Annotated in this window: 25 protein-coding genes, 1 tRNA gene and 1 pseudogene; 4 read left to right on the top strand and 23 right to left on the bottom strand. The window is 48.1% G+C overall.

Features of this window, described 5'->3' with window-relative positions:
- Nucleotide 1 precedes the first annotated feature (1 nt).
- The 4 genes from ACTHRE_RS08415 to ACTHRE_RS08400 form a co-directional block, all read right to left on the bottom strand.
- A tRNA-Gln gene (locus tag ACTHRE_RS08415) sits at nucleotides 2–77 on the bottom strand.
- Nucleotides 78–82: 5 nt separating this feature from the next.
- Complete coding sequence (gene ispE / locus ACTHRE_RS08410; RefSeq protein ID WP_440344989.1) at nucleotides 83–931, bottom strand: 4-(cytidine 5'-diphospho)-2-C-methyl-D-erythritol kinase; 849 nt, start codon at nucleotides 929–931, stop codon at nucleotides 83–85.
- 8 nt (nucleotides 932–939) lie between these two features.
- Nucleotides 940–1,524 (bottom strand): lipoprotein insertase outer membrane protein LolB, encoded by a 585-nt coding sequence (gene lolB, locus ACTHRE_RS08405; RefSeq protein ID WP_377073808.1) that lies wholly within the window; start codon nucleotides 1,522–1,524, stop codon nucleotides 940–942.
- A gap of 56 nt (nucleotides 1,525–1,580) precedes the next feature.
- A complete protein-coding gene (locus ACTHRE_RS08400; RefSeq protein WP_377073809.1) occupies nucleotides 1,581–3,443 on the bottom strand; it encodes a tetratricopeptide repeat protein in 1,863 nt (620 codons plus the stop codon).
- A 175-nt stretch (nucleotides 3,444–3,618) separates the two neighbouring features.
- Here ACTHRE_RS08400 and ACTHRE_RS08395 point away from each other — a divergent pair, with 175 nt between their 5' ends.
- Nucleotides 3,619–4,224, top strand: a complete 606-nt coding sequence (locus ACTHRE_RS08395; protein ID WP_070645732.1) for a CoA pyrophosphatase — start codon at nucleotides 3,619–3,621, stop codon at nucleotides 4,222–4,224.
- Between the two features lie 53 nt (nucleotides 4,225–4,277).
- Here the strand turns inward: ACTHRE_RS08395 and cysG are convergent, their stop codons facing one another.
- Entirely contained in the window at nucleotides 4,278–5,675 is a 1,398-nt protein-coding gene (cysG, locus tag ACTHRE_RS08390; RefSeq protein ID WP_440344951.1) for a siroheme synthase CysG, read from the bottom strand.
- 299 nt (nucleotides 5,676–5,974) lie between these two features.
- On the opposite strand from cysG, the gene aroA reads away from it, so the two are divergent.
- Together aroA and recA are read left to right on the top strand one after the other, a co-directional pair.
- Complete coding sequence (gene aroA / locus ACTHRE_RS08385) at nucleotides 5,975–7,267, top strand: 3-phosphoshikimate 1-carboxyvinyltransferase (protein WP_440344952.1); 1,293 nt, start codon at nucleotides 5,975–5,977, stop codon at nucleotides 7,265–7,267.
- Nucleotides 7,268–7,414: 147 nt separating this feature from the next.
- The gene (recA, locus tag ACTHRE_RS08380; protein ID WP_070713923.1) at nucleotides 7,415–8,461 is read left to right on the top strand and encodes a recombinase RecA; all 1,047 of its coding nucleotides are present in this window, start codon (nucleotides 7,415–7,417) and stop codon (nucleotides 8,459–8,461) included.
- Nucleotides 8,462–8,557: 96 nt separating this feature from the next.
- Here the strand turns inward: recA and fghA are convergent, their stop codons facing one another.
- Nucleotides 8,558–9,406, bottom strand: a complete 849-nt coding sequence (gene fghA / locus ACTHRE_RS08375; RefSeq protein WP_070645724.1) for an S-formylglutathione hydrolase — start codon at nucleotides 9,404–9,406, stop codon at nucleotides 8,558–8,560.
- A gap of 496 nt (nucleotides 9,407–9,902) precedes the next feature.
- Here fghA and ACTHRE_RS08370 point away from each other — a divergent pair, with 496 nt between their 5' ends.
- Nucleotides 9,903–11,615 carry a proline--tRNA ligase gene (locus ACTHRE_RS08370; RefSeq protein WP_070645722.1) on the top strand — a complete coding sequence of 571 codons (1,713 nt, stop codon included), beginning with the start codon at nucleotides 9,903–9,905 and terminating at the stop codon, nucleotides 11,613–11,615.
- 160 nt (nucleotides 11,616–11,775) lie between these two features.
- Here the strand turns inward: ACTHRE_RS08370 and ACTHRE_RS08365 are convergent, their stop codons facing one another.
- The 17 genes and pseudogenes from ACTHRE_RS08365 to ACTHRE_RS08285 all read right to left on the bottom strand — a co-directional run bounded on the left by ACTHRE_RS08365 (nucleotide 11,776) and on the right by ACTHRE_RS08285 (nucleotide 26,722).
- Entirely contained in the window at nucleotides 11,776–12,732 is a 957-nt protein-coding gene (locus tag ACTHRE_RS08365) for an IS110 family transposase (RefSeq protein WP_377073811.1), read from the bottom strand.
- Nucleotides 12,733–13,029: 297 nt separating this feature from the next.
- The gene (locus ACTHRE_RS08360) at nucleotides 13,030–14,151 is read right to left on the bottom strand and encodes a zonular occludens toxin domain-containing protein (protein WP_440344953.1); all 1,122 of its coding nucleotides are present in this window, start codon (nucleotides 14,149–14,151) and stop codon (nucleotides 13,030–13,032) included.
- 303 nt (nucleotides 14,152–14,454) lie between these two features.
- The gene (locus tag ACTHRE_RS08355) at nucleotides 14,455–15,294 is read right to left on the bottom strand and encodes a hypothetical protein (RefSeq protein ID WP_440344954.1); all 840 of its coding nucleotides are present in this window, start codon (nucleotides 15,292–15,294) and stop codon (nucleotides 14,455–14,457) included.
- Nucleotides 15,295–15,377: 83 nt separating this feature from the next.
- Nucleotides 15,378–15,491, bottom strand: coding sequence for a zinc finger domain-containing protein (locus tag ACTHRE_RS08350; protein WP_083774570.1), 114 nt, complete (start codon nucleotides 15,489–15,491; stop codon nucleotides 15,378–15,380).
- 152 nt (nucleotides 15,492–15,643) lie between these two features.
- The gene (locus ACTHRE_RS08345) at nucleotides 15,644–16,120 is read right to left on the bottom strand and encodes a hypothetical protein (RefSeq protein WP_440344955.1); all 477 of its coding nucleotides are present in this window, start codon (nucleotides 16,118–16,120) and stop codon (nucleotides 15,644–15,646) included.
- Entirely contained in the window at nucleotides 16,121–16,723 is a 603-nt protein-coding gene (locus ACTHRE_RS08340) for a hypothetical protein (RefSeq protein ID WP_440344956.1), read from the bottom strand.
- Nucleotides 16,724–16,747: 24 nt separating this feature from the next.
- Nucleotides 16,748–18,256: a phosphodiester glycosidase family protein gene (locus ACTHRE_RS08335; RefSeq protein WP_440344957.1), complete on the bottom strand. Its 1,509-nt coding sequence runs from the start codon at nucleotides 18,254–18,256 to the stop codon at nucleotides 16,748–16,750.
- 1 nt (nucleotide 18,257) lies between these two features.
- Entirely contained in the window at nucleotides 18,258–18,818 is a 561-nt protein-coding gene (locus ACTHRE_RS08330; RefSeq protein WP_440344958.1) for a putative phage tail protein, read from the bottom strand.
- Nucleotides 18,815–19,882 carry a baseplate J/gp47 family protein gene (locus ACTHRE_RS08325; RefSeq protein WP_440344959.1) on the bottom strand — a complete coding sequence of 356 codons (1,068 nt, stop codon included), beginning with the start codon at nucleotides 19,880–19,882 and terminating at the stop codon, nucleotides 18,815–18,817. Before ACTHRE_RS08325 ends, ACTHRE_RS08330 begins: the two co-directional genes overlap by 4 nt.
- Entirely contained in the window at nucleotides 19,879–20,232 is a 354-nt protein-coding gene (locus tag ACTHRE_RS08320) for a phage GP46 family protein (protein ID WP_004520436.1), read from the bottom strand. Before ACTHRE_RS08320 ends, ACTHRE_RS08325 begins: the two co-directional genes overlap by 4 nt.
- Before the next feature lie 116 nt (nucleotides 20,233–20,348).
- A complete protein-coding gene (locus ACTHRE_RS08315; RefSeq protein ID WP_440344960.1) occupies nucleotides 20,349–21,002 on the bottom strand; it encodes a phage baseplate assembly protein V in 654 nt (217 codons plus the stop codon).
- A pseudogene (locus ACTHRE_RS08310) lies at nucleotides 21,003–22,169 on the bottom strand (phage baseplate assembly protein). It abuts the gene before it with no gap.
- On the bottom strand, nucleotides 22,153–23,520 hold the full coding sequence (locus ACTHRE_RS08305; RefSeq protein ID WP_440344961.1) for a DNA circularization protein: 1,368 nt from the start codon (nucleotides 23,518–23,520) through the stop codon (nucleotides 22,153–22,155). Before ACTHRE_RS08305 ends, ACTHRE_RS08310 begins: the two are co-directional and overlap by 17 nt.
- Before the next feature lie 9 nt (nucleotides 23,521–23,529).
- Entirely contained in the window at nucleotides 23,530–25,662 is a 2,133-nt protein-coding gene (locus ACTHRE_RS08300) for a phage tail tape measure protein (protein ID WP_440344962.1), read from the bottom strand.
- On the bottom strand, nucleotides 25,659–25,871 hold the full coding sequence (locus ACTHRE_RS08295; protein ID WP_049335913.1) for a hypothetical protein: 213 nt from the start codon (nucleotides 25,869–25,871) through the stop codon (nucleotides 25,659–25,661). The genes ACTHRE_RS08300 and ACTHRE_RS08295 overlap by 4 nt, the downstream gene beginning before the upstream one ends.
- The gene (locus ACTHRE_RS08290) at nucleotides 25,868–26,254 is read right to left on the bottom strand and encodes a hypothetical protein (RefSeq protein WP_128581828.1); all 387 of its coding nucleotides are present in this window, start codon (nucleotides 26,252–26,254) and stop codon (nucleotides 25,868–25,870) included. The genes ACTHRE_RS08295 and ACTHRE_RS08290 overlap by 4 nt, the downstream gene beginning before the upstream one ends.
- A gap of 93 nt (nucleotides 26,255–26,347) precedes the next feature.
- On the bottom strand, nucleotides 26,348–26,722 hold the full coding sequence (locus ACTHRE_RS08285; protein WP_004520443.1) for a hypothetical protein: 375 nt from the start codon (nucleotides 26,720–26,722) through the stop codon (nucleotides 26,348–26,350).
- Nucleotides 26,723–26,730: the final 8 nt, after the last annotated feature.

Here is a 26,730-nt window from a genome sequence, read left to right as displayed (position 1 = left end):
TTGGCTGGGGAGGAAGGATTCGAACCTTCGCATGCTGGAATCAAAATCCAGTGTCTTAACCGCTTGACGACTCCCCAACTTACTAAATCATATGAAACAGCGGATGAATATCTAATCCTTCCACACAATAAGCTTCATATGATTGAGAAACCTGTTGGTAAATTGTATTTGCTTCTTGATGAGATGTACTTGCTATAAACAAACAAGCCCCGGAACCGGTCATTAATGCATAACCATATTGGGATAACTCAACATAAGCCTTCCAAACTTCAGAATATTCCTGAAATACAACCGTCTGCATATCATTTTGAAACGGCTGTAATGATTGGAAAGTCGGCATTATGCTGGGTTTGGAATCCCGTGTCAAGCCTTCATGTGCAAAAATTTTAGCTGTTGCCACATGAACAGGGGGCTTAACGATAACATACCATTGTTTAGGTACATCTATTTCAGCCAATTTCTCGCCTACGCCTTTGGCAAAAGCACTTTTTCCAAAAATAAAAAAAGGAACATCTGCACCAAGACTTACGCCTAAATCAATCAGTTGCTGCCTGCTCAAGCCGCATTGCCACCATTGGTTTAAAACCATCAAGACAGTGGCTGCATCAGAGCTGCCGCCGCCCAATCCGCCTCCGGTCGGAATCACCTTATCCAACCAGATTTCGACACCATACGCCACGCTTGCATATGGCAGCAATAATTTAGCCGCCCGATAAGTCAAGTCCTGTTCGGGTTCAAGCCCTTCTACCGGCGTATGCAGAATAATCTGCCCATCAGTACGTATTTTCAGATGAACGGTATCATATAAGCCGATCAAACAGAAAATACTTTCCAAATTATGATAACCATCGCTCCTGCGGCCGGTAATCCTCAAATCCAAATTTAATTTGGCCGGGGCAGGAAAGGCTTGGATTTCCTCTGAAACATACATGGCATCCTCTATTTGCGTGCTGCGCATCGGGTTTTTCCATTCTTATCCAAAGAGTGATTTACCGTGTCAAACACCAAGCGGATATTAAACTTGGCATTCTCAAGTTGAAGCGTTTTGGGTTGTCCTGAACTATTTAAAGTACGCGATATTGTCCAGTCAAACTGCTCCAGACGGCCATCAGGCAGGATTTTGTATGGCGCATTGGCAACGCGTTTACCATCAGCCCAAATATGCAGATATTGAACCGGCAAAGCAAAGCCTAAAAGCTGTCTGCTCAATTCCTCAGCCGTTTCCGCCTGATAAACCTTACCCTTACTGTCTACTGCCAATACGCCTTCGCTATCTTGACACAGCTGGCCAACGGTATTGCCCAATGGTGTATTCACATCAATGGTTTGAACCGCGTTCTGATAAGTCCAGTCAAAATTGGCATAAGAGCCTTTTCCTTCCACTTTGACAGCCAATCGACCGTCTGCGCTAAAATCCTGCACCTGCTCTGCTGCTTGCCAACTGTTTTGCTGAGGTAAGTTTGGCTGTGCACAAGCGGCTAAAAGCAATAAGGCTGCAACCGATGATAATTGTTTTACATTCATAGATATTCCTTCATAGGCCGTCTGAAATCAAACGCTTTTCAGACGGCCTTTCGGTTTTATTTGTGTTTTTGAGTATGCGGCTTACTGGACGTTATACCGAATTTGGACATTGTCTCTTTTAATACTCGGAGATTGCTTCCGCGTTTCAAACCGTCATTCCAGATTTCTTTGGCCTTCTCTTGGTCGCCAAGTGCCCATAGGACTTCGCCCAAATGTGCGGCGACTTCGGCTTCAGGTTCTTTTTCATAGGCATATTGGATATACGGCAAAGCCATTTGGGCATCGCCTTTAAGATAATATGCCCAGCCTACACTATCATTAATTGCTGCGCTTTCCGGCTCCATTTGATAGGCCGTCTGAACCATTTTAAACGCTTCTTCCAAATCCTTGCCGTTGGACAGCAAGGTATAGCCCAAAGCATTCCAACCGTGCGGATTATCCGGATACAACTCTACCACACGGCGCAAATCGGCAATCGCCTTGCCTGGCTGATTCAGCTTCTCATAAACCATCGAACGCTGATACAACACATTAGCAAGCAACTCCGGAGAAGCTTGGGTTTTCAAGGATTTTTCGGTGGAGTTTACCAAGCTGTTCAAAGCGTTCAACGATTCTTGAAGATTGGTGTTTTTAGACAATACAAACAAAGCCGTACTCAACAAATCCTTAGCTTCAAAATAACGTCCTCTTTGCTCGGGCATTTTTTGTGCGCGTTGTACCAATGCCCAAGCCTCTTTATGGTTACCCTGTTTGGCTTCGATAGAAGCGGCCAAAATGGTTTTATCAAACGTATAAGCAGTTGCCGTTACCTTGTCCAGCCATTGTTTGGCTTTGGCCAATTCTTCAACATCATTGTAAGAAACCGCGCCAATCAACGCCGCACGGCTGCGCTGCTCCTCCGTACCGGCTTTATAAGCCTTTTCTAGATAGCTGTTTACCGCAGAAATATTTTCTGTCTTGCTGGCTGACAATAAGGCGGCCTGAATATACAAATCAGGGTTGGGATTTTCTTCTAACAACGTCTGCAAGCGCTTGAATGCCTTATCATTTTGACCATGGGCGATCAAATTGGCGATATCCAATTCCTGCCAAATCGGAGATAAGGTTTTGGTGTCTGTCTCTTTGAAAAAGCCTTCCAGAATATCAGGATGCCGTTGCGCCATCAGCCGCAGGGTAACAAAAGTCGGCGGCAGAATTTCGTTGTCCAACTTGGCCAAGCGTTGCAATGCGGCAATGGCGTGTTTCTTTTGACCGTCTTTTGCACTAAAAATTGCATCTGCAATCGCCGCTTCAGGGAAGTCTTTATAATTCAATGCTGTTTTATGTACTTGCTTGACCGCATCGCTGGTCAGATTCGGCTGTTGTGCTGCGGTTTGTGCCAAAAGCAGGAACACGCGCTTTTGCTCGTCTTCACTACCGCCGGCAATCACCTTATCCAATCCGCTCAAATTCTTATCGGCTTTGCCCAGCAGCAAATTTCGCAACCAAGTCATACGCTTTTGTGTTTCACCAGGCTCCGGCTCGATTTCGCGCCATTTTTGGTAAATGGCTTCAGCCTGTTCAAAGGCATTTAAAGAAACCGCCATCTCCAAAGCGCGTTCGGCCACTTCGGGAGATTTAGTGCGATGCAACGTTAAAATATAAGTAAACAGCGCAGAAGCCGCATCACCCTTTTGCAAGGCTAGTTCTGAATTTAACAAAGTAAAAACCTGCGAAGTGCGGTTTTGTATACCCAACAGACGTATCCGCTCCTGCTCGCGCTCTTCAGGAGAAAAACGGTCAGCACGGCTTTTCTTTTTAATAATCTTAGCCGATTCAAAAACTGCATTTGAATCGCCGGGCGCTGCAAAAGTTTGTGTAGCAAACAACATCATGACAGCCGCAGCTGCCACTCGAATACGGGATGGGGAAAACAACATAACTATCCTTTTTGAGAACCTGCCGGCATTTTCAGACGGCCTAAGCACTTGCAGAACAGATGCAAAGCTTTATTTATCATTCAGGCATAACTGTAACACACGCACCCTATTTTGTTGACACGGTAACCGTAAACCTTGTGTAATCCTCATCTGCATAAAACGATCAGCGCTAAAAATGAATACCGACCAACTTATCCACTTCCTAACTCAAGCTTCACGCTTCAGCAGCCGTATGCAAGCAGAGCGCAATCAATTAGTTACCGCCCAAACGGTCAAAGAAGCAGCCGTTTTGGTCGGCATTGCCTTGCATGAAGGTGCGTGGCAAATCTTACTGACCAAAAGGGCCGAGACCTTAAGGCAGCACACAGGACAAATCGCCTTTGCCGGCGGGCGCAAAGATGTTCAAGACGACAGCCTAACGGCAACGGCGTTAAGAGAAGCATATGAAGAAACCGCCATTCCGATTACCGCATGGCAAACTTTTGCACCGCTACCCTTTTATGACACGCCTTCCTGCTACCGTGTTACGCCTGTTCCGGCAATTTGCACCCAGCCCATCAACCCAAAAGCAAATCCCGATGAAGTAGCAGAAATTTTTTATCTGCCTTTGGACTTCACCTTAAACCTGCAAAACTACACATTCCGCCAGCTTCATCACAACAATCAAACCCTCGCCCTCCCCGCCCTGCCTTTCCGACACTACGACATTTGGGGGCTGACAGCCATCATCCTATATGGACTGGCAGAACGTTATCAGCAATATTGCCAAGCTTTTAAATAAGGCAAGGCCGTCTGAAAACCAATATTCAGACGGCCTTGTTTGATCAATCCTCTTTATGCAGCTTCTTCATAGCATTCGACAAATTCTCCAAACCATTTCATCTCATCGCGCAGGGCAACCACTTCGCCAATTACCATTAAAGCCGGACGCTCTGCTTCGGCAGCCAACAAGCCCAAATCTTTCAGACGGCCTGTCCGCACGGTTTGATTGGGTAAAGTGCCATTAGAAATCACGGCAACGGGCGTAGAAGGCTGCCTGCCATAAGCCATTAGTTTTCCCGCAATCTCAGCCGCTTTAAGCGTGCCCATATAGATTACCAGCGTTTGACGGCTTAAAGCCAAAGTCTGCCAATCAGGCTGATTGCCCTCGTGTTTGCTGTGGCCGGTCACAAATAAAGCACTTTGGGCGCAATCGCGATGGGTTAACGGAATACCGGCATAAGCAGTAGCTCCAAGTGCAGCAGTAATGCCCGGCACAATGCGGTAGGCAATTCCGGCCTGATGCAGGGTTTGCACTTCCTCCCCGCCGCGCCCGAAAACAAAAGGATCGCCGCCTTTTAACCTTACCACACGCTCGCCTTTTTGAGCGTGTTCAACCAATAGACGGTTGGTTTCTTCCTGCTGAACATGGTGCGCACCGGCGCGTTTGCCCACGCTGATTTTCACCGCATCTTTGCGTACCATCGCCAAAATCTCATCCGACACCAAAGCATCGTAAAACACCGTATCCGCAGCCTGTATCGCCTGCAAAGCATGTATGGTCAGCAAGCCCGGATCGCCCGGCCCTGCACCCACCAAAACCACTTCGCCGCCAAACGGCGTTTCCTGATTCAACTGAGTTATCAACTCGCGTTCTGCCGCTTCGATATTGTTTTGAGCCGCAAAAATACTGAAACGGCTGTCGAACAACTTTTCCCAAAAATAACGGCGTCGTTCGACATGATGAATAGTCTGTTTAACCTTTTCGCGCCATTTTCCTGCAATACGCGCCATCGTACCCGTATGCAGCGGAATCAATGTTTCAATAATCTGCCGCCATTTACGCGCCAATACAGGCGCAGTACCGCCGCTGGATATGGCTATCTTCAACGGTCCTCTATCCACCACAGCAGGCACAATAAATGAACACAAATCCGCCGTATCCACCGTATTGCACAATTTTGCCTGTCGCTCCGCTGCTTCAAAAATACGGCGGTTAAACCCATCATCATCCGTCGCCGCAATAACGAAATACACCTCGTCCAACATGGCTTCTTCAAACAAGCCGCCCAGCCAAACTATTTTTTCTTCAACCGCCCATTGCTGAAACTGCGGATTCAAAGTTTCCGCAACAACACGCACGCGCGCTCCGGCAGACAACAGACTTTCCGCCTTGCGTTCGGCAACCTTGCCCGCGCCTGCCAGTAAAACAGGACGGTCTCTCAAATCGGCAAACAAAGGATAATGGCTCATGGTCGTGCTCTTGCTTTATCAATGATTGTCCGCCGATATTAAAGGCCGTCTGAAAAAATGGGAAAGAATGGTTTCTGATTTTCTTATGGTGTTTGGTTATATACCTGCCACAACAAAATAAGTTATAGCGGCAAACATAAAACAGGAGCAGAAAATTTCAAAATAAATGATTGGAAAATAGTGTAACGATATAAAAATTCATTTTTTAACAAATATATTGCGCTCTCTTCATTTTTCAGACGGCCTTTGCCTGCGTATAATATCGGTCTATTTACAATTCAAACGAGCTTAGCCCAGCCATGACCGAATCCATCCGCCTGCCCGCTTCCACACTCAAGCCCTCCATCGTTGCCCTGCCTGGTTCCAAAAGCATCAGCAACCGCACGTTGCTCTTGGCAGCACTCTCCGACAACGTTTGCGAAATCCATTCTTTGCTCAAATCCGACGATACCGACCGAATGCTTGAAGCACTCGACAAACTCGGCGTACACATTGAATCTTTACCTGAAGGCCGTCTGAAAATTCATGGCACCGGAGGCCGCTTTCCCAACCAAACTGCCGATTTGTTTTTAGGCAACGCCGGTACGGCATTCCGCCCTTTGACTGCCGCGCTTGCCATTTTGGGAGGCGACTATCATCTGCATGGCGTGCCGCGTATGCACGAACGCCCCATCGGCGATTTGGTGGATGCGCTACGCATTGCAGGTGCAGACGTACAATATCTGGGCAATGAAAACTATCCGCCGCTTCAGATCGGCAAACACCAAGACAACGGCGAGCGCATTATTCCGATTAAAGGCAATGTGTCCAGCCAATTCCTGACCGCCCTATTGATGGCTTTGCCGTTGACCGGACAAGCATTTGAAATCCACATGGTAGGTGAGTTGATTTCCAAACCTTATATCGACATCACGCTCAAGCTGATGGCGCAGTTTGGTGTGGACATCATCAATGAAGACTACCGTGTATTTAAAATCCCGGCCGGTGCAAAATATCATGCGCCCGAACATTTATATGTAGAAGGCGATGCCTCCAGCGCGTCTTATTTCTTGGGCGCAGGCCTGATTGCGGGTACACCCATCCGCGTAACCGGTATCGGCGCACACAGCATTCAAGGCGACGTTGCCTTTGCACGCGAACTGGAGAAAATCGGTGCGGATGTCATTTGGGGCGAAAATTTTGTTGAGATTTCCCGTCCCGCCGAGCGCAAGATTCAGGCTTTTGATTTGGATGCCAACCATATTCCAGACGCGGCCATGACTCTGGCTATCGTCGCACTGGCCACTAAGCAACCATGCACCCTACGCAATATCGGTTCATGGCGCGTCAAAGAAACCGACCGTATCGCCGCCATGGCAACCGAACTGCGCAAACTGGGTGCAGAAGTCATCGAAGAAGCCGAAGCCATCCATATTATGCCGCCCGAAACGCTTACACCTGATGCCGTCATCGATACTTACGACGACCACCGCATGGCCATGTGTTTCTCTCTGGCTTCGCTTTTGGGCGCCCCCATCATCATCAACGACCCAAAATGTACGCATAAAACTTTCCCCGACTATTTCCAAGTTTTTGCATCATTAACCAACTGATTGATTATTCAACATTTCAGACGGCCTGTTGCATACAAAAAACACAGACCGTCTGAAAAATAAAAATAAAACTATACTTTTTCTTAATTTATGCGATAATAGCTAAATAAATTCTTAGCGATTCATATTTCCTTTCGGAGAGAAAACATGTCAGACGAAAAAAGCAAAGCCTTAGCCGCCGCCCTTGCCCAAATCGAAAAAAACTTCGGCAAAGGCTCCATCATGAAAATGGACGGCAGCCAACAGGAAGAAAACCTTGATGTTATTTCCACCGGCTCCCTCGGCGTGGACTTGGCACTCGGCGTTGGCGGTCTGCCCCGCGGCCGCGTGGTTGAAATTTTCGGCCCGGAATCCTCCGGTAAAACCACACTCTGTCTCGAAGCCATTGCCCAATGCCAAAAAAATGGCGGCATCTGCGCATTCATCGATGCCGAGCATGCTTTTGACCCGATTTATGCCCGCAAACTCGGCGTAAAAGTCGAAGAACTCTATCTCTCCCAACCGGATACTGGCGAACAGGCATTGGAAATCTGCGATACCTTGGTGCGCTCAGGCGGTATCGATATGGTCGTTGTCGACTCCGTAGCAGCACTTGTGCCTAAAGCCGAGATCGAAGGCGAAATGGGCGACAGCCACGTCGGCCTGCAAGCCCGCCTAATGAGCCAAGCCCTGCGCAAACTGACCGGCCACATCAAACGCACCAATACATTGGTTGTTTTCATCAACCAAATCCGTATGAAAATCGGCGTGATGTTTGGCAGCCCTGAAACCACAACCGGCGGTAACGCGCTCAAATTCTACGCCTCCGTCCGCCTCGACATCCGCCGTACCGGTCAGATTAAAAAAGGTGATGACGTCATTGGTAACGAAACCAAAGTCAAAGTCATCAAAAACAAAGTTGCGCCTCCATTCCGTCAAGCCGAATTCGATATTCTTTACGGCGAAGGCATCAGCTGGGAAGGTGAATTGATCGACTTGGGGGTCAAACATAACATCGTTGAGAAATCCGGTGCATGGTACAGCTACAACGGTGCAAAAATCGGCCAAGGTAAAGACAATGTACGCGTTTGGCTGAAAGAAAATCCTGATATCGCCAACGAAATCGATGCCAAAATCCGTGCAGCAGTCGGTATCAATGTCGATATTACCGAAGGTAAATTAGACGATACCGACGGCGAACGTCCTGAGGAATAAGCCTGTTTGAAATTAAAGGTTACAAAAAGACCAAATAAAGGCCGTCTGAAATCCGACCATTAATCGGATTTCAGACGGCCTTTTATTTAATATAGTTTAAAGCCCTAATGCCTGAGCGTGAAACTCAATATGCGAATCGATAAAACTGGCAATAAAGAAATAGTCATGCCCATAGCCCGGACGTACTTTATATTGGATATTGAAACCTTTTTCGCGTGCTGAGCGGACAAACGCTTCCGGTTGCAGGACTTCAGGATACAAAGCATCTTCACTGCCGACATCAATCAAAACAGGCAATTTATGCGAGGCCGTCTGAAGCAGCTCTGTACTGTCATAGCGTTTCCATGTTTCCACGTTTTGCCCCAAATAAGCAGAAAACGCCTGCCTGCCGCCTTCCGTATCGACGGGATGACATAAAGGCGCAAAAGCGGAAACCGCAGCATATCGACCAGAATGCTTCAAAGCCAAATGCAACGCACCATGCCCGCCCATACTGAAACCTGCAATGCTGCGCTCTTTCATTACCGGGAAATGATGCTCGATCAAATCAGGCAATTCTTGGCTGATATAGCTCTCCATTTGGTAATGCTGCGCCCAAGGTGCTTCAGTTGCATTGACATAAAATCCAGCGCCCTGTCCAAGATAATGTTCACCGCTGTCGGCAACATGCTGACCGCGTGGCGAGGTATCCGGAAAAACCACAATAATATTCCATTGCGCTGCAAAACGTTGGATTCCGCTTTGCCGAACCAATTCAGAACCATCACTATTTAAGCCGGAAAGAAAATATAAAACAGGCGCGGGATAACCTTTTAAGACTTGTGGCGGCAGATAGACATCAAATACCATATCCGTCCGGCAGGTTTGAGAAAAATGGCGGTACCGTTCCTGATACCCGTTAAACATCTTTCTGCGTTCCAGCAAATGCAATTCTGAATTTTTCATTTTATTCCTTGTAAGGAAACAACAATAAGCAGAATGTTAGCGCAAAACCTGCCCATCGTGTTGTTGCCCCATCTTTTTAAGGCAACCAAATCTGCTTTAAACAAGGCTTGCCAATCATGCGAAATCATTACGCCGACAGCATTTAAAATCTATACACAATCTCTGTGGATAAATCTGTTGATAAGCTTTGGGTAATCGTAAAATTTTCTTTAGGAACAAACCAAGTCTTAAATTGACTAAAATTTAATCAAATAAAATATAATAAAATCAAATAGTTATATTTATAATATTTTACTATAATCATACAGTGAAAATTTATAGGTAAAACAAGGTTATGCGGCTTTGTGCATAAATTAGGGTTGACATCCCTAAAAATCGCCCCGAATCAAAAGCTGCGTAAAACAACGGCCGATTTCATCAGGTGCCATTCAAAAGACACGCGGCCATACATTTTGCGTTACAATACGCACTTATTTTTAAGAAAGAAAAATACGCCATGAAAGCCTCCCAGTTCTTCATTTCTACCCTTAAAGAAGCCCCTGCCGAAGCCGTACTTGCCAGCCACAAGCTGATGATTCGTGCCGGCTTGATCAAAGCCAACGCATCAGGTCTTTATACTTGGATGCCGATGGGTCTGCGCGTATTGCGCAAAGTTGAAAATATCGTGCGCGAAGAAATGGCCCGCGCAGGTAGCGTGGAGCTGCTGATGCCGGTGGTACAACCTGCCGAACTGTGGCAGGAATCCGGCCGCTGGGAGTTTTACGGTAAAGAACTGCTGCGCCTGAAAGACCGTCATGACCGTGATTTCTGTATGGGTCCTACTTGTGAAGAAGTCATTGCCGACATCGTGCGCAAAGAAGTCAACAGCTACAAACAACTGCCGAAAAACTTTTATCACATCCAAACCAAATTCCGCGATGAAGTGCGTCCGCGCTTTGGTGTGATGCGTGCGCGCGAGTTCGTCATGAAAGACGCTTATTCCTTCCATGCCGACTATGCCTCGCTTCAGACGACCTATCAAGATATGTACGACGCTTACTGTCGTATCTTTACCCGTCTGGGCTTGGAATTCCGCCCCGTCGCCGCAGACACCGGCAGCATCGGTGGTACCGGCTCTCACGAATTCCAAGTATTGGCAGAGAGCGGCGAAGACGTTATTGCATATAGCGACACTTCTGATTACGCCGCCAATATCGAATTGGCACCTACCTTGCCACTTAAAGGCGAACGCGCCGCTGCTCATGCCGAGTTGACCAAAGTACATACACCAAACGTCAAAACCATTGAGTCTTTGGTTGAATTCCTCAATATTCCGGTTGAACAAACCCTCAAATCCATCGTGGTTGAAGGCGAAAACGAAGGCGAACTCATCCTGCTGCTGTTGCGTGGCGACCATGAATTTAACGACATCAAGGCAGAAAAACTGGCCGGCGTGAAATCACCGCTGACCATGGCAAGCCCTGCCGCGATTGTTGAACAGTTCGGTGCAAACGGCGGCTCTCTCGGCCCTGTCGGCTTCAAAGGTAAAGTCTATGCCGATTTCGCCACCGAAAAAGGCGCAGACTGGGTTATCGGCGCGAACGAAGACGACTACCACTATACCGGCTTCAACTTCGGCCGAGATGCTGCTGAGCCTGAATTTGTCGATTTGCGCAATGTCATCGAAGGCGATATCAGCCCTGACGAACAAGGCCGTCTGAAACTGGCGCGCGGTATTGAAGTCGGCCATGTCTTCCAATTGCGCGACAAATATACCCAAGCCATGAATGTCAGCTTCTTGGATAATAACGGCAAATCCCAAATCATGGAAATGGGCTGCTACGGTATCGGTATTACCCGCGTTGTTGCCGCCGCCATCGAGCAAAACAACGACGAAAAAGGCATTGTTTGGACCAAAGCAATGGCGCCGTTTGAAGTCGTTATCGTGCCGATGAACTACAAAAAATCAGAAGCTGTACGCGAAGCCGCCGACAAAATCTATGCCGAGCTTTTGGCTGCCGGTGCAGATGTATTGTTGGATGACCGCGACGAACGTGCGGGCGTATTGCTGAATGACTCCGAGCTGTTGGGTATTCCTCACCGCATCGTGATCGGCGATCGCGCCTTAAAAGAAGGCAATGTCGAATATGCCGAGCGCCGTGACAATCAGGCTCAAGCCGTTGCCGTATCAGAAGTTGTCGCCAAGGTTTTGTCCGCATTGAACGCTTAAGTTTTTTTCAATAATGAAAAGATGATATATTGACCTGTCAATTATTAAAATAAGTTAATTTATTATATCATTGTTTTTAATAGATATTTAGTTATTGCATTTTCAACAGAAACGACAAAGAACGGCTGTTTTTACAGCCGTTTTATTTTGTATAAATTCGTTAAACCGTCTGATGTCGCGCTTTATCAAACGGCTTTTTAGTCTTGTGTATATAAAAGGCGATTTTCGCCAATTTCCGCATTAGTGCAACGATGATTATCATCTTAGGCTTTTTTGCCGCTTCCAAATTGCTTACAAGTTGAGGAAATGCATTCATTCGGTAGGCAACAAGGGCAGGCATGAACAAGGCGCGTTTTAATTGGCGGTGTCCGTATCGGCTCAATCGGCCTTTTTTATTGACACTTGTCCCTGATTGTTCAATTTTTGGACTTAGACCGGCAAAGGCTACAAATTTATTCGCTGTTTCAAAATTTTTATCTGTCAGGTGTCTTAGTAGGATCACTGCGGTTTCTTTTCCTATTGCCGGTATGGTTTGCAGGTTTTGATATTCGATATTTAGACTTTCTTTCTGTTTTATCATGCCTTCTATCCGCTTTGATGTCTGATCTATTTTTTCTTCAAGTAGTTCTATGATTGATTCATGGGTTGATTTTATGTATATGTCTTTTGCGGTATGCAACCTGTTTTGTGTTTCTTTTTGCTGCTCCTTAAGTTGTTGCAACAGATTTATCAGTTTGTAGAGGGTAGGATTTTCAGACGGCCTAAACGGTGTCAGTTTGTCTAAGTGTTGATTTGCAAATTCAGCGATAAGTTTTGAATCTGATTTGTCTGTTTTGGTATGGCTAAACTGACTTTTTGCGTATTCTTTTATTTTCAAGGGATTAATAACATAAACGGTGTATAGTGCGCTCAAATATTCTGCCGCCTGTTCGTAGTAAATGCCTGTTGCTTCCATACTTATGGCAATTTTTCTAATTCGTTTTGTTTTTATCCAATTAATCAGATTCTCAAATCCTTCTGTACTATTGGATATTTTTATATAGTCTTTGCTTCCTTTAGTTGTAATCAATGTTGCGTCCATGGTGTCTTTTGATACGTCTAAACCTATTACATTCATTTCATTTTCCTTATTTATTCAGCCTGTAATGGCTATGATGATATTCAATCTTTAAGGTAATTGGACGGTTCGACATATCTTTTCTTCAGTTTTTAACTTTGGCTGTTATACTGTCTAAACCGCCCAGGCTTTTGTTTTGCGCTTAAACAAAAACCTGTAAACCGTCTTAATTAAAACGATTTACAGGTTTCAATTTAATTTACCCAATTTCAAAAAGGCGGGAGTTCCCGCACCCCATTGATATTTATTTAACCGTTGATTCCGCTTAGGCTACATCAACAATTAAATAAATATCTCTTAACTGCCGACCTTAGCACCGTTTTGAAATCCTGTTTTTTCACCTGCTTCAACATAGCCGTCATACATCAGGTTTTGAGGGCTTTTACCGCCCATCGTAAGAACTTGTCCATTTTCAGGTGCGTAGGCTGTCTGCGATGCTGTTTGTGGCTGTTGCGCTGTTTGATGCTCATCCTTATATGGGTTGAACGGAAGGCCGTTTTTCACGTAGTCCTTGCACATGGTTTTAGAAACTTCTTTTAGCGGCGTGCCTTGGGTGCTATAACAAGTACAACCACTATTACCACCTTCAACGCAACCGGCGATGTATTCAAACGTTTTAACTTGTCTTACATTGTCATAAATGGGTTTACTTTCAGGTTTTTCGGCTAGGGTAGGTACAAAATCTTCAGGCTTAAGATTTGAATTTATATCTTGTGTACTTTTAGATTGATCAGTTTCATTTATTGCCTGCGGTTCACTTGCAGAGGAATCAGAAACAGATTGAACCACTTCAGATTGGCCGCTACCCTGTTTATAAATCTGATAGACGTTGAAACCTTTCCAAGCCATAAAAGCAAAAATAGCTACCAAAGCCCAAACAGCAAGCGGAATATTCTTTTTAAACTTCTGATGCTGGCTGGATGATTTGTAATACTTGAAAGCATCTTTAGGCGGCTTCCAACTAGCTGATTCAACACCGCTGACACCGGCGGGATTATCAAGGTTTGTAACACATTTATACCAAGAATACTGCTTCATGCCCACGGCTTTGCGTTCAAGATGAGTATGTTTTGAAACAAGATTACGTACAAATACGTCAAGCTGACTTGGGTGTTGGGTCATCAAGATAACTGTATGGCCGTAATGGCGAAGTTCGGTTAATTCTTGGATATAGGGAGGAACGGGGCGACCGGCAGCACGAACAGGATAGGTATAGTGCGCTTCATCTACAATCAAGACGGCGCCTTGCGGAATAATATCTCGCAACGGTGCAGACATGATTTCTTCTTCAGTAAGTTCATGCGCGTTAAATTTACGTTTATCCAAGCCGTCGATATGGCAGAAGTAAAGCGGACGATCTACTTCCGTACCGTCTTCAAGCTTCATTTTGAATAAGCCGTCTTCGTTATTCAGAATCATGGATACTACTGTAAGGCGGCGGCGGCTTTTGCACAATTTCGCGCCAGCTTTTGCACTTTGTGAGATTTTAAAATTCTGTCAGCTTTTGCACAAGAAAGCCCGTTTAAAGATGATTTAAACGGGCTTTAAATTTAACTAACCATTCCACTCTTCGACATACAAGTAAACGGAATAGGATACGTCGATTTTAGGCTTATCATATATAAGGCGGCGCGAACTTTAGCACCTTTTCGGAAAATCTTTGACACCTAGTTAGGCCGCGCTATAAGGTGGAACTTTGATACCGCCCGCCGTTTAGGCGGGTTAATCTATTTTATAAATCATATTGTCCTGATACTCGATTCCTTTACCCATCTTGGCATCTAGTGAAACGATATTGTAGCCGCTGAAGCGCCGGTATTTGTCCGGTTCGCACTCTTGCAAAAATTGGAAGTAGTCCAGCGCCTCGCTACGGGTGGAGCTAAATAGGATAAACGGTGGGCGCATATACTGAATCATACGCAGGAAGCTAACCATATTAAAGTATTTATCAGCGGCATACGCACCCTGAGCAGTGGACACATAAGGCGGGTCTAATACCAGCAGAGTATTGGGGTTATGCTGATGCTCAGCCATCAAAAGATTATAGTCTTGCCGGGTGATTTCGAGGCCGTCTAAATAGTCGGCAGCGATGGAGTACGGGGATTGGCGTACCTTATTGTAGAACTCAATCCCCAGCAATTGTTCAAGCGAATTTGCCTGTTTGGCACTAAATAAAAGCCATGATGAAAGTACGCGCACATCAATGTGGCCTTGGAAATTAGTGATTGTTTGTTGCACTGATCGGGTGCGTTCAGGGTCTAGCCTTGAGCCTTTGGGGATGCCGCCAACTATCTGCGCGATTTGTTCACGCAAACGGTTGTAATCTGGGATGTGCCGCAGGCGGTCTGAGTAGTTGTCATAGTCGTTGTAAATTACCCGCGCCTGCGGTTTGATACGTTTTGCAACGTGTGCCAACAAGCCGCTGCCGCCGAATACGTCTACAATTGTCCAATGTTTGCCGTCAGCGGGAATTTGCGACAATACTTTAGTGAAGTGTTTAATGAAATATCGCTTCTGTCCGACAAATGGCAGCGGGGCCGTTGAGTGGTATTTTTGCATCATTTTTACTTACTCTCCGACACTCTCGCTGGTGTTCTGAAATCAGTTTTAAAATGATGCTCGACGACATTCTTAGTAATGGTTGTCTAGCTGAAAGTATTAACCGTTTTACAACGGTTACACTTGATTTGTACGTTACCGCTGCCCTTGGCCAACAGTTTTTTGCAGTAGACACAACGTAATTCACGATAATAAACCATGTCGCATTAACTCCGTTTAGGTTAGAATTACCGCCGCCTAGCTAGGCAAAGCGGCCTTGAAGTCAATGCAGGGTACATCTGCTTGGCTGGCGTGCCGGTGCTCGCAACACAGACACGTCGCCGCTCCTCTTTATTATTTAAAACTTTCTAAATTACTTTGTTTCCTCCATTTTCTCAGACGGCCTATCTTTAGTTGATACCGCGGCATACAGGGTTTGCGGGCTGTATCGGCACGGGTTAGTGTAGCCTATTACATATGTGCACCATTCGCTGCAAAACCAGCGGCTTTTGCTGTGTGGTGATTTGAGTACTACGCCAATCGCACCTAGCCAGTCGTAACCTGCCCCGTGTGTACGGTGGAACAAGCGGCTGGCCGATATGGCAACAGATTGCGGCAGCGGGATTAAGTCCCATTTATCAGCAGGCAGCGGCATAGTTTTAATGCGCACCCCGCCGTCTCTCGCGCTAGACGAATAACAATCAAACAGGCCGTCGCGTGGGTGCTTAACAGCGATTTCACAATGGCTGTACGGGCTGCATGTTGCCAATCGTACAACGCTGTCGGCAATGCGTTTAACCACATCGCGCGGGGTGTTGATTGTATAGAGTGCCAAATAGACTTGAACCATTCAGACGGCCTCCGGCAGTGTGAATACGACTGCAATCTTATCAAGCGCGGCCTGAGTTTTCGCTGCTTCGATTTTGCTTTGCAGCGCTTGTCGTTGACCTGCCACATGTGCAGCGAGTTGTTCGTAAGCCAGCGTTTTACGCAAAGCCGCTGCTTTAAGCGTGTCTGCTGACATACCGCGGGCGGTGGCAATGCCGTCAAGCACTGGCGTTGGCGCGGCTTTATCTTCCTGCCAAGCCTTCGCTTCAGCGGCTTGAATTGCCCAGCTTGCAAACTCAAAGTCTGGAACTAGGTTTGCTCCTGAATTTGTGTCGATAAAAGCTTGGGCAGAATTATTCAGGTCTTTTAATTTTTGTTTTTTAGCAGCCGATAAAATCATTTCGGTATGATTTTCAGGCAATACCCATTCTCCATTTTGGAGGATGTAATCCACAGAAGGAGGCGGGACATCTGTCGACAAGACGGCGCGGCCATCTGAGAATAGGTACTCTCCCATCTCTTTCGAATCAGCTACTTCCAAATAAAAATATTCGGCCGGCAATACTTGTGGCTTGAATGCCATTTGCTCCACAAAATGGCCATTACTACTAAAAATATAAAACATAATTCCCTCTGAATCTTGTATTAATCACTTACTGTTTTTTGCATGCCACGTCGAATATCCATATGCATAAGGGGTGTCTGACAATGGCTTAATGCTGATGTATGTACCACTCCACCAAGGAACGATCGCACCGCCAAAACCGCAAGCGATATCTCGAATCGGACGGTAGTCTTGATTTCGGTATCGTTTAGGGATCTCTTCTGTTGTAACAATTGTCTCAACACCTGCCTTAAACCCATAAACTGCATCAATTCTCAGTTCAATATCACCACCAACTTGTCGATATGCAATTGCAGCTCCGTCTTGACCATCGCTACCAGCAGTCAATCCATTAATGACAGACACTGGAATCCACCCAGTGTTATAAGGTTCAACCACATCGGCAATAATTTCAATTGCCGAGGGAATTGCCCGACCAGTTTGAAAATTGCCATCAGAAGACGGACATGCGTAGGCATCACCGTACCAAACTTGTGATGAGCCTCCTGCATCTAAGGCAATGGCAGTTACACATTGTTCATCCGCCATAATTTGGGCAGACTCCTGAAGGGTTGCCCCATAAGAGCCACTAACGCCTTCAAGATTCAGGAATACAAGGCTGCGGTCGGCTCGCTGGCCGATTGCGGCTCGCGCGCTTAAATAAGTGTCTGCATTTGGAACAACACGACCATCCTCTACAAGCACGGGGCCACGGGCGAAACTAGCCGTCCACTCTGCCCCTTCATCGACCCATTTTGCTGCACTTTTCCCATCCTTACTTTTCGCAGCCTGCAGCTTGCCGTTACGCAGCCAAACTGCTGCCGCGTTAGTATCGAAATCGGAGGTTGCCCAGTCTCTATGCACTTTACCATCGACAATTTGCAACCCTTGCAAAGCTGCCTTTCCGTCAGCAGGCGGAGTTGTCCACCCGTCGCAACTCAATAGGATGCGGGACTGGCTTTTACCGACATACTCATGCAGTTTTTCCAATTTAATTTTTTTCTGTTCATCTGGGGTACCAAGCAGAATTTTCTTGACACAACCCGGGCGTGGGTTGATAACTTCCGTGATATTCCAACGCTTCCCACCCTCCGTACGGTAACGGCATCGAACAACTGTCGGCAGGTTAGACTCAGTATAAGTATCATCGAAATGCCCGAATGACTCGTTGATTGGCAACCAGCCGGGCAGGTCCGGAATATAACGGCTGCCAGCTTTCTTTTGATAGATATAACCTTGCACCACAGCCACCGCACCATCAGGAAGGCCTTTGATTTCTTTAGTTTGTTGCTTGGCGATAAAATCTGCCCTTGTAACTGCATAAATTACCATAGGTGCATTTTTAACAATTTCACTGCTACCTTCTTTGCTAATCTTGCGAATGGCCTGCAATAGCTGCGTATCATCGTCTTTATCTGGCTCAATTCCAGCAGCTTTAATAACGTTTAAGGGCTCCGCCTGTTGTTGATTAAGCCACCAGGCAGGCACTGGAGTGCCGGGAATACGGCGCGTACCGTCAACGAATTGGCCGTCGTGGGTTTCGATTTGCTTCATATCATTCCTCGTATTCAAAGCGGCACAATGTCCATGCCGGTTTTAATTCTTCAAACATAGTTTCGATGATTGGATCCATATAGACACTGATGCGGTCGCCTGCACGGCTTTGTCCGGCTCTGAAAATATAAGCGGTGGCTTTCCCGTCGGCGATGTCGACGCACCAACGCCAAATAGCATCTTCAGTATTCAAACAATCTCCGGCACAGCTTTCTCCGGCACGGAATTGGTCTTCTTCATAAATGTTTACGGTGTAGCCCGCCGATTCGGCGATGGCGGTAAAGTAGGCAATGCTCAAACCACCCAAGGCGTTGAGTTTGGCCAGCACAGCATCAGTACGTTGTTGGGTATTGGCTCCGGCAGGCGGGGTGATGGCCAGCAGCTCTTCCCAGCGGTACAGGTAATCGTTTTCCGCGTCAGGGAACGGCGCATTTTTCACTCCTTCCGCATGATCGGCCACAATATCAAACACACCCGCTTCAGCTTTGATTTCTGCCGTATCTCCTACGGTGTCGTAGCTGACAGGCGGGCGCATAGCGGCAAGTAAGGCTTGATGGCTCACGTGGTGTACTCCACGCTAATACTGCCAGGACGCAGCCAGTAAATGTCTTCGGCACTTTCCTGGGGCTTGATATTGCCTACGGGTGTGGTTAAGACACGGTCATGCACGCCGTACACTTCGCTTATTAAGGTTTCCAACTGGCTTTTAATTAGGGCGTCACCAGGCTTTAAAGCATCAAAATAGGCGTTCACAGCTGATTTGATGGCGGCAGTGGCCGTATCGGTATCCGTGCCGTTGCTTAAGGTAATGGTGACGGTCACATTTACAGTCTGGATACTGGGCGCAAGGGCTAGAAAGCCGTTTTTACGGGTAACAGGTCGTACCGCATCGACATGAGCTTGTACGGCGGCCAGTGTTTCCGCGCTGGGAATACCGTTTTCACCCAAAATAACAGCATCGACAAAGCCGTTGCCACGACGTAACGGGTAAATGAATGCATCAATCACACCCGGCACTTCCAAGCACCAATTGCGGAAATCGTATTGGTTACCGCCCGCAGCTGGTCGGCGCAGGCGTTCTTCATATCGTGCCAACAGGCTCTCATCGCTTTCGGCATCTGTACCGCCAACCATCGTTAGCAAGACGGCAGAACTGTCAATCCCCGCAGGTACGCTTTGCAGCGTAGCCGCGGTTTCGGCGGTTTGATTTTGAGCACTACCCGAAATAGTGGCGATAACGGCTATCTCGGTGCTTCCAAGCGTACCGATAACGGCAGATTCGGCGGCTAAATACACCTTATCGCCCACATTGATTTGTTGGCCAACAGGCACCGTTGCACCGACCGCGCCGCGAACACGCACCTTACCGCCCGCAAAGGTGGCAGTTTTTCGGTAAATCCCATATTTGGCAGCGTGTTTTTCGAGGTAGGCACTGTCGGCGGTATCGGCAAACGCTTGACGCAAAATCCACTCTTGATGCTGGTATTGGCCTTCACCCACAGCAGCAATAGCGGTAGCACGTACATGGTTGTCGCTGCCTGCGTGCACATGGGCGGCAGGGTTTTGGTTTTGTAGGTCGCGCAGATAATTGGCGCGGATTTGCTCGAAATTAAGTGCTTGCGTCATATCACGGCCACTTTGTGACTAAGGGTTACGGTATCGCCTGCGGCATCGACAGCTTCAATATGCAATTTCAGCCAGCCACGCTGCGGCGTGGATGTGGTTACTTGGATGGATTGGGCGCGTTTAGACTGAAGCACAGGCTGTAATGCTTGCTCGGCGTATTGCTTGGCCAGCACTTCAATGCGCTTTAAATGCTTTTGGCGGCGCAATTCGTGTAGGCGGCTGCCGAGCGTGCGATCTGCCCAATAACTGCCCAAGGGTGTTACCAAGCGGATATACAGCTCGTTTTCGATGGATTGGGCGGATTGGTTGACCACATAGCCGCCCGTTTGTGGGTTGAGTAAAGCGTCCATACCTGAATTTTCGGATATGGACGCTCTTTCTTTGAGTGGATTGATGTCAGACAAATATAGAAAGGCCGTCTAAAAACCCAATAAGGATTCTGTTTCAGACGGCCTTTAAAAGCAGTTTAAATGACTTCACCGGTTTCCGAACCGTTGGTCTCAGTGTGTTTGTGATTACTGCCGACATCTTTACCGTTGTTGGTTAATGCGCCGGTAGTATTCAAATCGCCGATCATATCCACGTTGCCGATAAATGTCGTACCGCTACCGCCTTGCACGGCCATACCCCCATTGCCGTTGATTTGGCCTTGCGCGGTTACTTGAGCAGAGCATTTCACATTATCTGCTGTAATATCTACACCGGCAGCAGCTTTAATATTTACACCGCTTGGGGCTTGGATATTCAGCATTTCGCAGTCTATTTCGATAACCCGGCCTTTCTTTAACACCATCTTAGCACCGTCAGCGTTATAAACAGCCGTTTCGCCATCAGACAAACCGGTAATGCGGTACGCGCCGTTTGTCGTGGTAACGATAATACCGTGGCTGGTTTTACCCCCCAACGGCACAACAACGCAATCACTCCCGGCAGGCGGATTGCTGGTAAAGCCGAAGTTTTCGGCATGCTCCAAGTCTTGCACGGTTTCGCCGTCCAAGCCTTCGACTTGGATTTTTTGCACACCGCCACCTGCCTGGACTCTGGCAACCTTTCCGCGAAAGGCTTGCCGGACTGTGTTAAACGCCTGTTTGATACGCTTATCTATGGTTTTAATATCCATTTAAATAACCTGCAATTCCTGTTTTGGCTTTTTAGCCTGACGGCGTTTCTTCGGCTTGACTGGCGTTTGGCCGTTGGCTTTTCTATTTTCAGACGGCTTGTGTGCAGTTTTCTTGCCATCTTTTTTGCCTGCGCCTTGTTTTTTCTTAGGCGGATCGGCATCCAACACCCATGCACCGTCTTCTTTAAGCGTTAATACAGTTTCCGTGCATTGGCCTCTGCCTCCGACAAAGGTACGCGCCATCAGGAAATACACCGAATCGATGCCGTCCGGTTCGCTCAATACGTTGATTCGTTGACCCGGTTGCCACAATGTACCGTCATCGGTTCGGTGTCCCTGTACCACCGCCGTGATGGTCAAGCCTTCCAAGCGGCTGTCCGCCAGGCGTTTCTTTGCTTTACGTTCCGCTTCCGCCTGACTGTCAACATCAGGCTCTGTCACAATTAAAGGCCGGCTCAGCTTAAGGGATTCATCTTTCACCGTCGCTTTGATATTGTGCTTGCCGGTATGACTTTACCCCAATACCGTGACCTCACTGTACCGAGCGGCCATATTGCGCTCGACTTCCAAGCTCTTGATATTGTTATTGTCGCCACTGACCCGTAAGACCAACTCGGCAACAGGTGCCGTGGTGTAGTCAGGACCACCGACAACCAACGTGCCGTCAGGCTCCACCCAAGGCCATACACCGTTGGCTTCGGCATATTGCGTCAAGGCATCCCATGCACGGCTTCCGGGCTCGATTTGAACTTTATGGGTTTTATTGGTTTTGGCTGCATCGATACGGATTTTTGACAAACCCAAAGGCTTGACGATTTTTTCAATAATTTGGTTTAAATCCATATCCTGCGCATTAAACAACGGTGCAGAACAGTCCAACAGGATACCGGCATCATCGCGGCCCTGAATGGTCAGCGTTTTATTGCCTTTCTCCGTCGTAGTGTGCACACGGTCGATACGGCCGCTCAATACCGTATCCCCACCGACACGGACTTCTACTTTATCGCCTTCTTTCACAGCAGTTGGAACAGCATCCACAGGACGGCCTAGAGTGACTGAAAAGTCATCGGCGGGGGTGAGCAGGTCAGAAACGATGTCGTAATTCGTCCACTGCCCATGAGTTTTGCCGTTAATCATCAGAGTGACAGTATTATTTGGCGTAGGCATTTAACACCTCTCCTTTACTGAGAAAGTTCGGATGCCGGATTTGCGGATTCAGACGCAACAACTCGCCAAAACGGCTGTAATCGCCATACCATTCAAAAGCCAACAGATGCAGGCTGGTATCACGTCCTACAATTTTCTGTACTAACGGAGGGCGCATATTCAAAACGGCAAAAGCCTGTTTTTGCAGCTTGTGCGCCGTATCACGCAAACTTTCAGTCAGTTCGGCGGCAGTTTCAAGATATGGTGTTTTCGGCAACAGACCGGCCGCTTCGATACGTTGGTACACGTCGTCGGCGCTGTCTGCCGGTGTTTGGTATAACCTTAGCAGGGAATAAGCCATCTTCTCGGCCTTTGCCTCATCCGCCGACATCATCGCCAAAATACGGTTTGCGGCCAGCGTGCGTTGCAAAGCAGCATGGGTATCGGATAATAGGCGTGAGATTTCCACGGGCGTCAAAGTTGGCGCATCAATTTGTGTTGCCAGAATATCTGCGGCCTGTTCTGCCAAAGCACACGCTCCAACAGTTGCGGTGAACACTGTGAAAGCAGCGACATCTTCAACCTTTGCACGCTGAATCAAATCGATTGCCGAAACGCTGCCTTCTGTCCCGCGACTTACCTGCCACGGCGTAGTGGCGGCTTTTGACACTCCGCCAACCATATCGCGCCAGCCATCCAGCCCACTTTTACCTACGACGTGCATATTTGCCAACACACCGAATACTGATTTCAACTCAGCCACCAATACGCGCGGGTTGTTAAGAAGATTCATGGAGCCGGTGAATACGCCGTTTACCTGACCATACATAACGCCGACTGCCGTCAATACTGTGGCATGAAATGCGTTCCAACGGCTTTGTGCCTTTTGAATCTTGCCCAAGGCCGTCTGAAACACCTCAAAACCCTGCCATGAGGCCAAATCTGCCAGCCAATCGATTTCGTCGGCCAGTGCAGACGGCAATTCACGGTCAAAGAACGGGGCGGCTTTGACACTTTGCTTAAAGGTCATCCGCACCGTACAGTAATCGGGATTTTCTTCATTATGAGCGGCTTCAAAATCAGCCACCACGCAATCGGGCACGCTGCCGTAAATCGGGTGGATCAATTCGCCCGCACCAGTCTCCCGCAAAATACCTAACAGGCTTTGCAGCCTGCTTTCATAATCATCCCCCCATAATACCGTCGTCAGGCTCATATCCATTGCCGATACGCCCGTGTCCTCAATATCCGAACCCTGAACAAACGGGTATTCGTGTTCGGCTAAGGCGTGCGTGCCACGCAACGTATCATCGATTACATCAAAGCCGACACCCTTGAAACTGGCATCAAGCAAAGTATCTTTCCAACTCATCACGGATCCTTAATTTTTAGCTGCCGCACGCGCCGCTGCTTGATTGATATAGGCCATAATATTGCCGTTTTGAACGGTGACTGTAACGGGTATCGGCTTACCTGCCGCCGCCCGCATTTGCGCCGCCGCCGCAGTCATCTGGGTGGCCGCATTGGTAAGCTGGGCAGTTGCAGCCTGATTTTCAGTTGCCGCTGTGACATACTGTTGGCTGGCTTGCTGATTGGTTTGTGCAGATTGACTGAGCTGCGCCATACTCTCTTTGAGAACAGGGCTGTCGAGCGGAGAGTTATTCCCACCCAATTCCTCCCGTTTTCTCATGTATTCGTTTTTGGCAGACGACATAAAATCAGGCAAAAACGACTGCAAGCGGTCGGCGAAGGCCACCAACGGTTTACTCCAGTCGTCATATTTATCCCGTTGCGCCGCCAAATGTGTTACGCCGCCCATAGCGGCCAACGGAGCAGCACCTAAAGTAAAGGCACCCATTGAGCCTGCAGAAGGCAGAAAACGGCCGGCACTGGCAACACCTTGACCGCCTTGGAAGAACCGCCATCCGCCGCTTACCATTGAGCTTGTCCCCACAGTTGCGGATACTGCCGCAGCCCCTTGACCCGCCGCCACCGCTGTCTGCGCGGCTTCCTGATTACCTCTGGCCCAGTCGGCAATACCTTTAAGCTTATTGGCCACCATGTCGGTAAAGCTTGAGAATGCGCCATATTCAGCTTCGCTGTATGCCGTTTTGAGCTGTTCTTTTTTGAATCCGGAGCCATCGGCCACAAATTGATAAGCCCCATCTACTGCACCGGCGGCGTTGGCTTGTCCTTGCTGCAGTCGTGCGGCTTCTTGCTTGTTGTTGATGAGCGAGAGCAACGCCATTAAGGCTTGGCGGTCTGAAACCAACTGGCCGACAGCCGTACCGTCAACCAAAGCTTTCTGGTTTTCCAGTAAAGCAAACTTAGCCTCATCGCCTTGAGCAGCGGCCATTTGTTTCATTAATGCCGCACTCTTTTCATCCTTGCTCACGATTTCACTGACAATATCGACCAATGCGTCCAGCGAGTTCATGCCTGCAGCCTGACGCTTATTCATACTGGCCGTGAAGTCAAAACCCTCTTGGCCGTTAATGTCGATTTTCTTTGCCTTAGTAACGATGTCCTGACTGCTGATTTTCGCCAGCAGGTTGACCAGGTTGTTACCGGCTTCGTCTGTACTGCCTGCAGTCATAAACGCCAGTTGGTTTGCATTTAACAAACTGCTGAAATTATCCAGTGTCGCGCCCATACCTGCGGACTTCATTGCTGCCAACTGTTGCGGCAACCATCGCGCCATGTCTTTCAGCTCAAAACCGCCATCCGCGCCCGATTGCATGGCTCGGTCAAGCAAAGCAGGAATATCGGCTTCTTTAAACCCTGCCTGCTTCGCCTTGGTCACAATATTGGCAATATCATCGGCATCGGCATTGGCGGCCAGTGCTGTTTTCATTACGGTTGGCAACATCTGCTTCACGGCAGCATCACTCAACGAACCGCTGGCCACCATGGTATTCATTGCCTGCAAGGCTGCTTCCTTAGATGTTCCGCCAAGATAAGCGGCATCGTTTACCGTTTTATTAATTTCCTCCATGCCGGCACGTTTTTCCGCCAAAGTCTTGCCTGCATACATGGTATTGGTCGCGTGACGCAGCTCCGTGTCATAGTCCATTGTCCGGTTGACCGGCTGGGCCAACACATAACCGCCGGCCATGACACCGGCGGCAACCGAAGTCGCACCGCGCGCCAAACTTTTACCTCCTTGGATCATTCGGTTGAAACGGCTGCCGCTGTTCATTTCGGCATTTAACTCACGAATACGGCTGCGCGTCTGTTGAGCGGCTCGCGCCAGTTCATTGTGCGAAGCACGGCCGCTTTTGGCCATTGCGTTGTAGGCCGCTTGAGTACGTTGGATTTCACGGCGGATTTCACGCTCTGTGCGAATGCCCAAACGGGCGGCAGCTGCATACATCAGCTGTTGTTGCCTGCCGGAAGATGATGCCGCACGGCTTTGAATCTGCATCGTACGGTTGGCCTCGGTCGCCAAGCGGCGCAGGCCGACACTTGCGTCATCTCGGAACTTGGCAACTAATTCGATTGTATTACGGCTCATTTTTTCTTCCGTTTACTGATAAAGGTTTGAGTGTGTCCGCCAGATGCAGATGGGGTTGAAGTTTTGGCAGACGGCGCAAACCAGGGCAGCACCACGGGAGCGGCACGGCCACGGTCAATCAAATCGGCCTGTTTGAGCCATCCATCAAGCTCCGGCTGAGTCATCTTGCCGATATCGTCGGCAGAGATACCGTAGCTCCCCAGCTTCAAGACTGCGTATCGGTAGCGGTCGGCACGGGCTGAACGGACAGACGCTTTTTTGCTAACAGCTCTTGGGCGAAATAAAGCGCGTCAAAATCGGTGGCGACCAACTCATCGGCCAAGAAGTCTAGCGTTAAGGCATCAGGTTGAATCGTACCGATATGGTCGAGAGAGGCTGAATAGGCTGCCAACATACGCGCCTGACCCTCCAGCGTTGGGTCAATAGCCATATCTTCGCGCACGGTCAGCAGATGCATGGAAAAATCACGATGGACAGCGCCGTCAACAGAGATACCGTACTTCAGACGGCCTGAAACGGTTTTCAGGTCGGGAGAAACAACCAGCTCATACTCTTTTGCGGCATGTTCGAGTTCTTTGGAAATTGAAGACATAATAAAAGCCTCTAAACGGTTAATCGGATAAAAATCCAATTATCGTTTAAAGGCTATTTAAACCGTCTTTAACAGGTGTCAGTTTCGGATGGCTTACTCAATCACTTTACGGGTTGCAAAGCCGGTCACATCAATGACCAATTCGTTGTCCACCGTATAGCTTTCACCGGCTTCCTTCGCGCAAAAACCAAGATAGGAGGTTGGGCGCGCACCATTGATATCAGGGACCAGCGAGATTTTTGCGTCTTCGATTTTGTCCCAATCGATAACCGTACCGTCTGTCGGCACGACGGCGGTAAAAGAAATATCATACTGGCCGACACCGCGCGTAAAGCCTTTGACGCGGCGTGTGCGGTTCATGGTTTTCACTTCTTTTTTGCCTGTGATGTTTTTCACATCAATCTTGGTGACTTCCACCTCGGTCGCACCGACATACAGCGTTACGCTGCCTACATATTCTGTACTCATGTTCTTTC

It is taken from the genome of Neisseria sp. P0001.S007 (assembly GCF_051963655.1).
Lineage (GTDB): Bacteria > Pseudomonadota > Gammaproteobacteria > Burkholderiales > Neisseriaceae > Neisseria > Neisseria subflava_A.
This window is presented reverse-complemented; position numbering and strand designations above follow the sequence as displayed.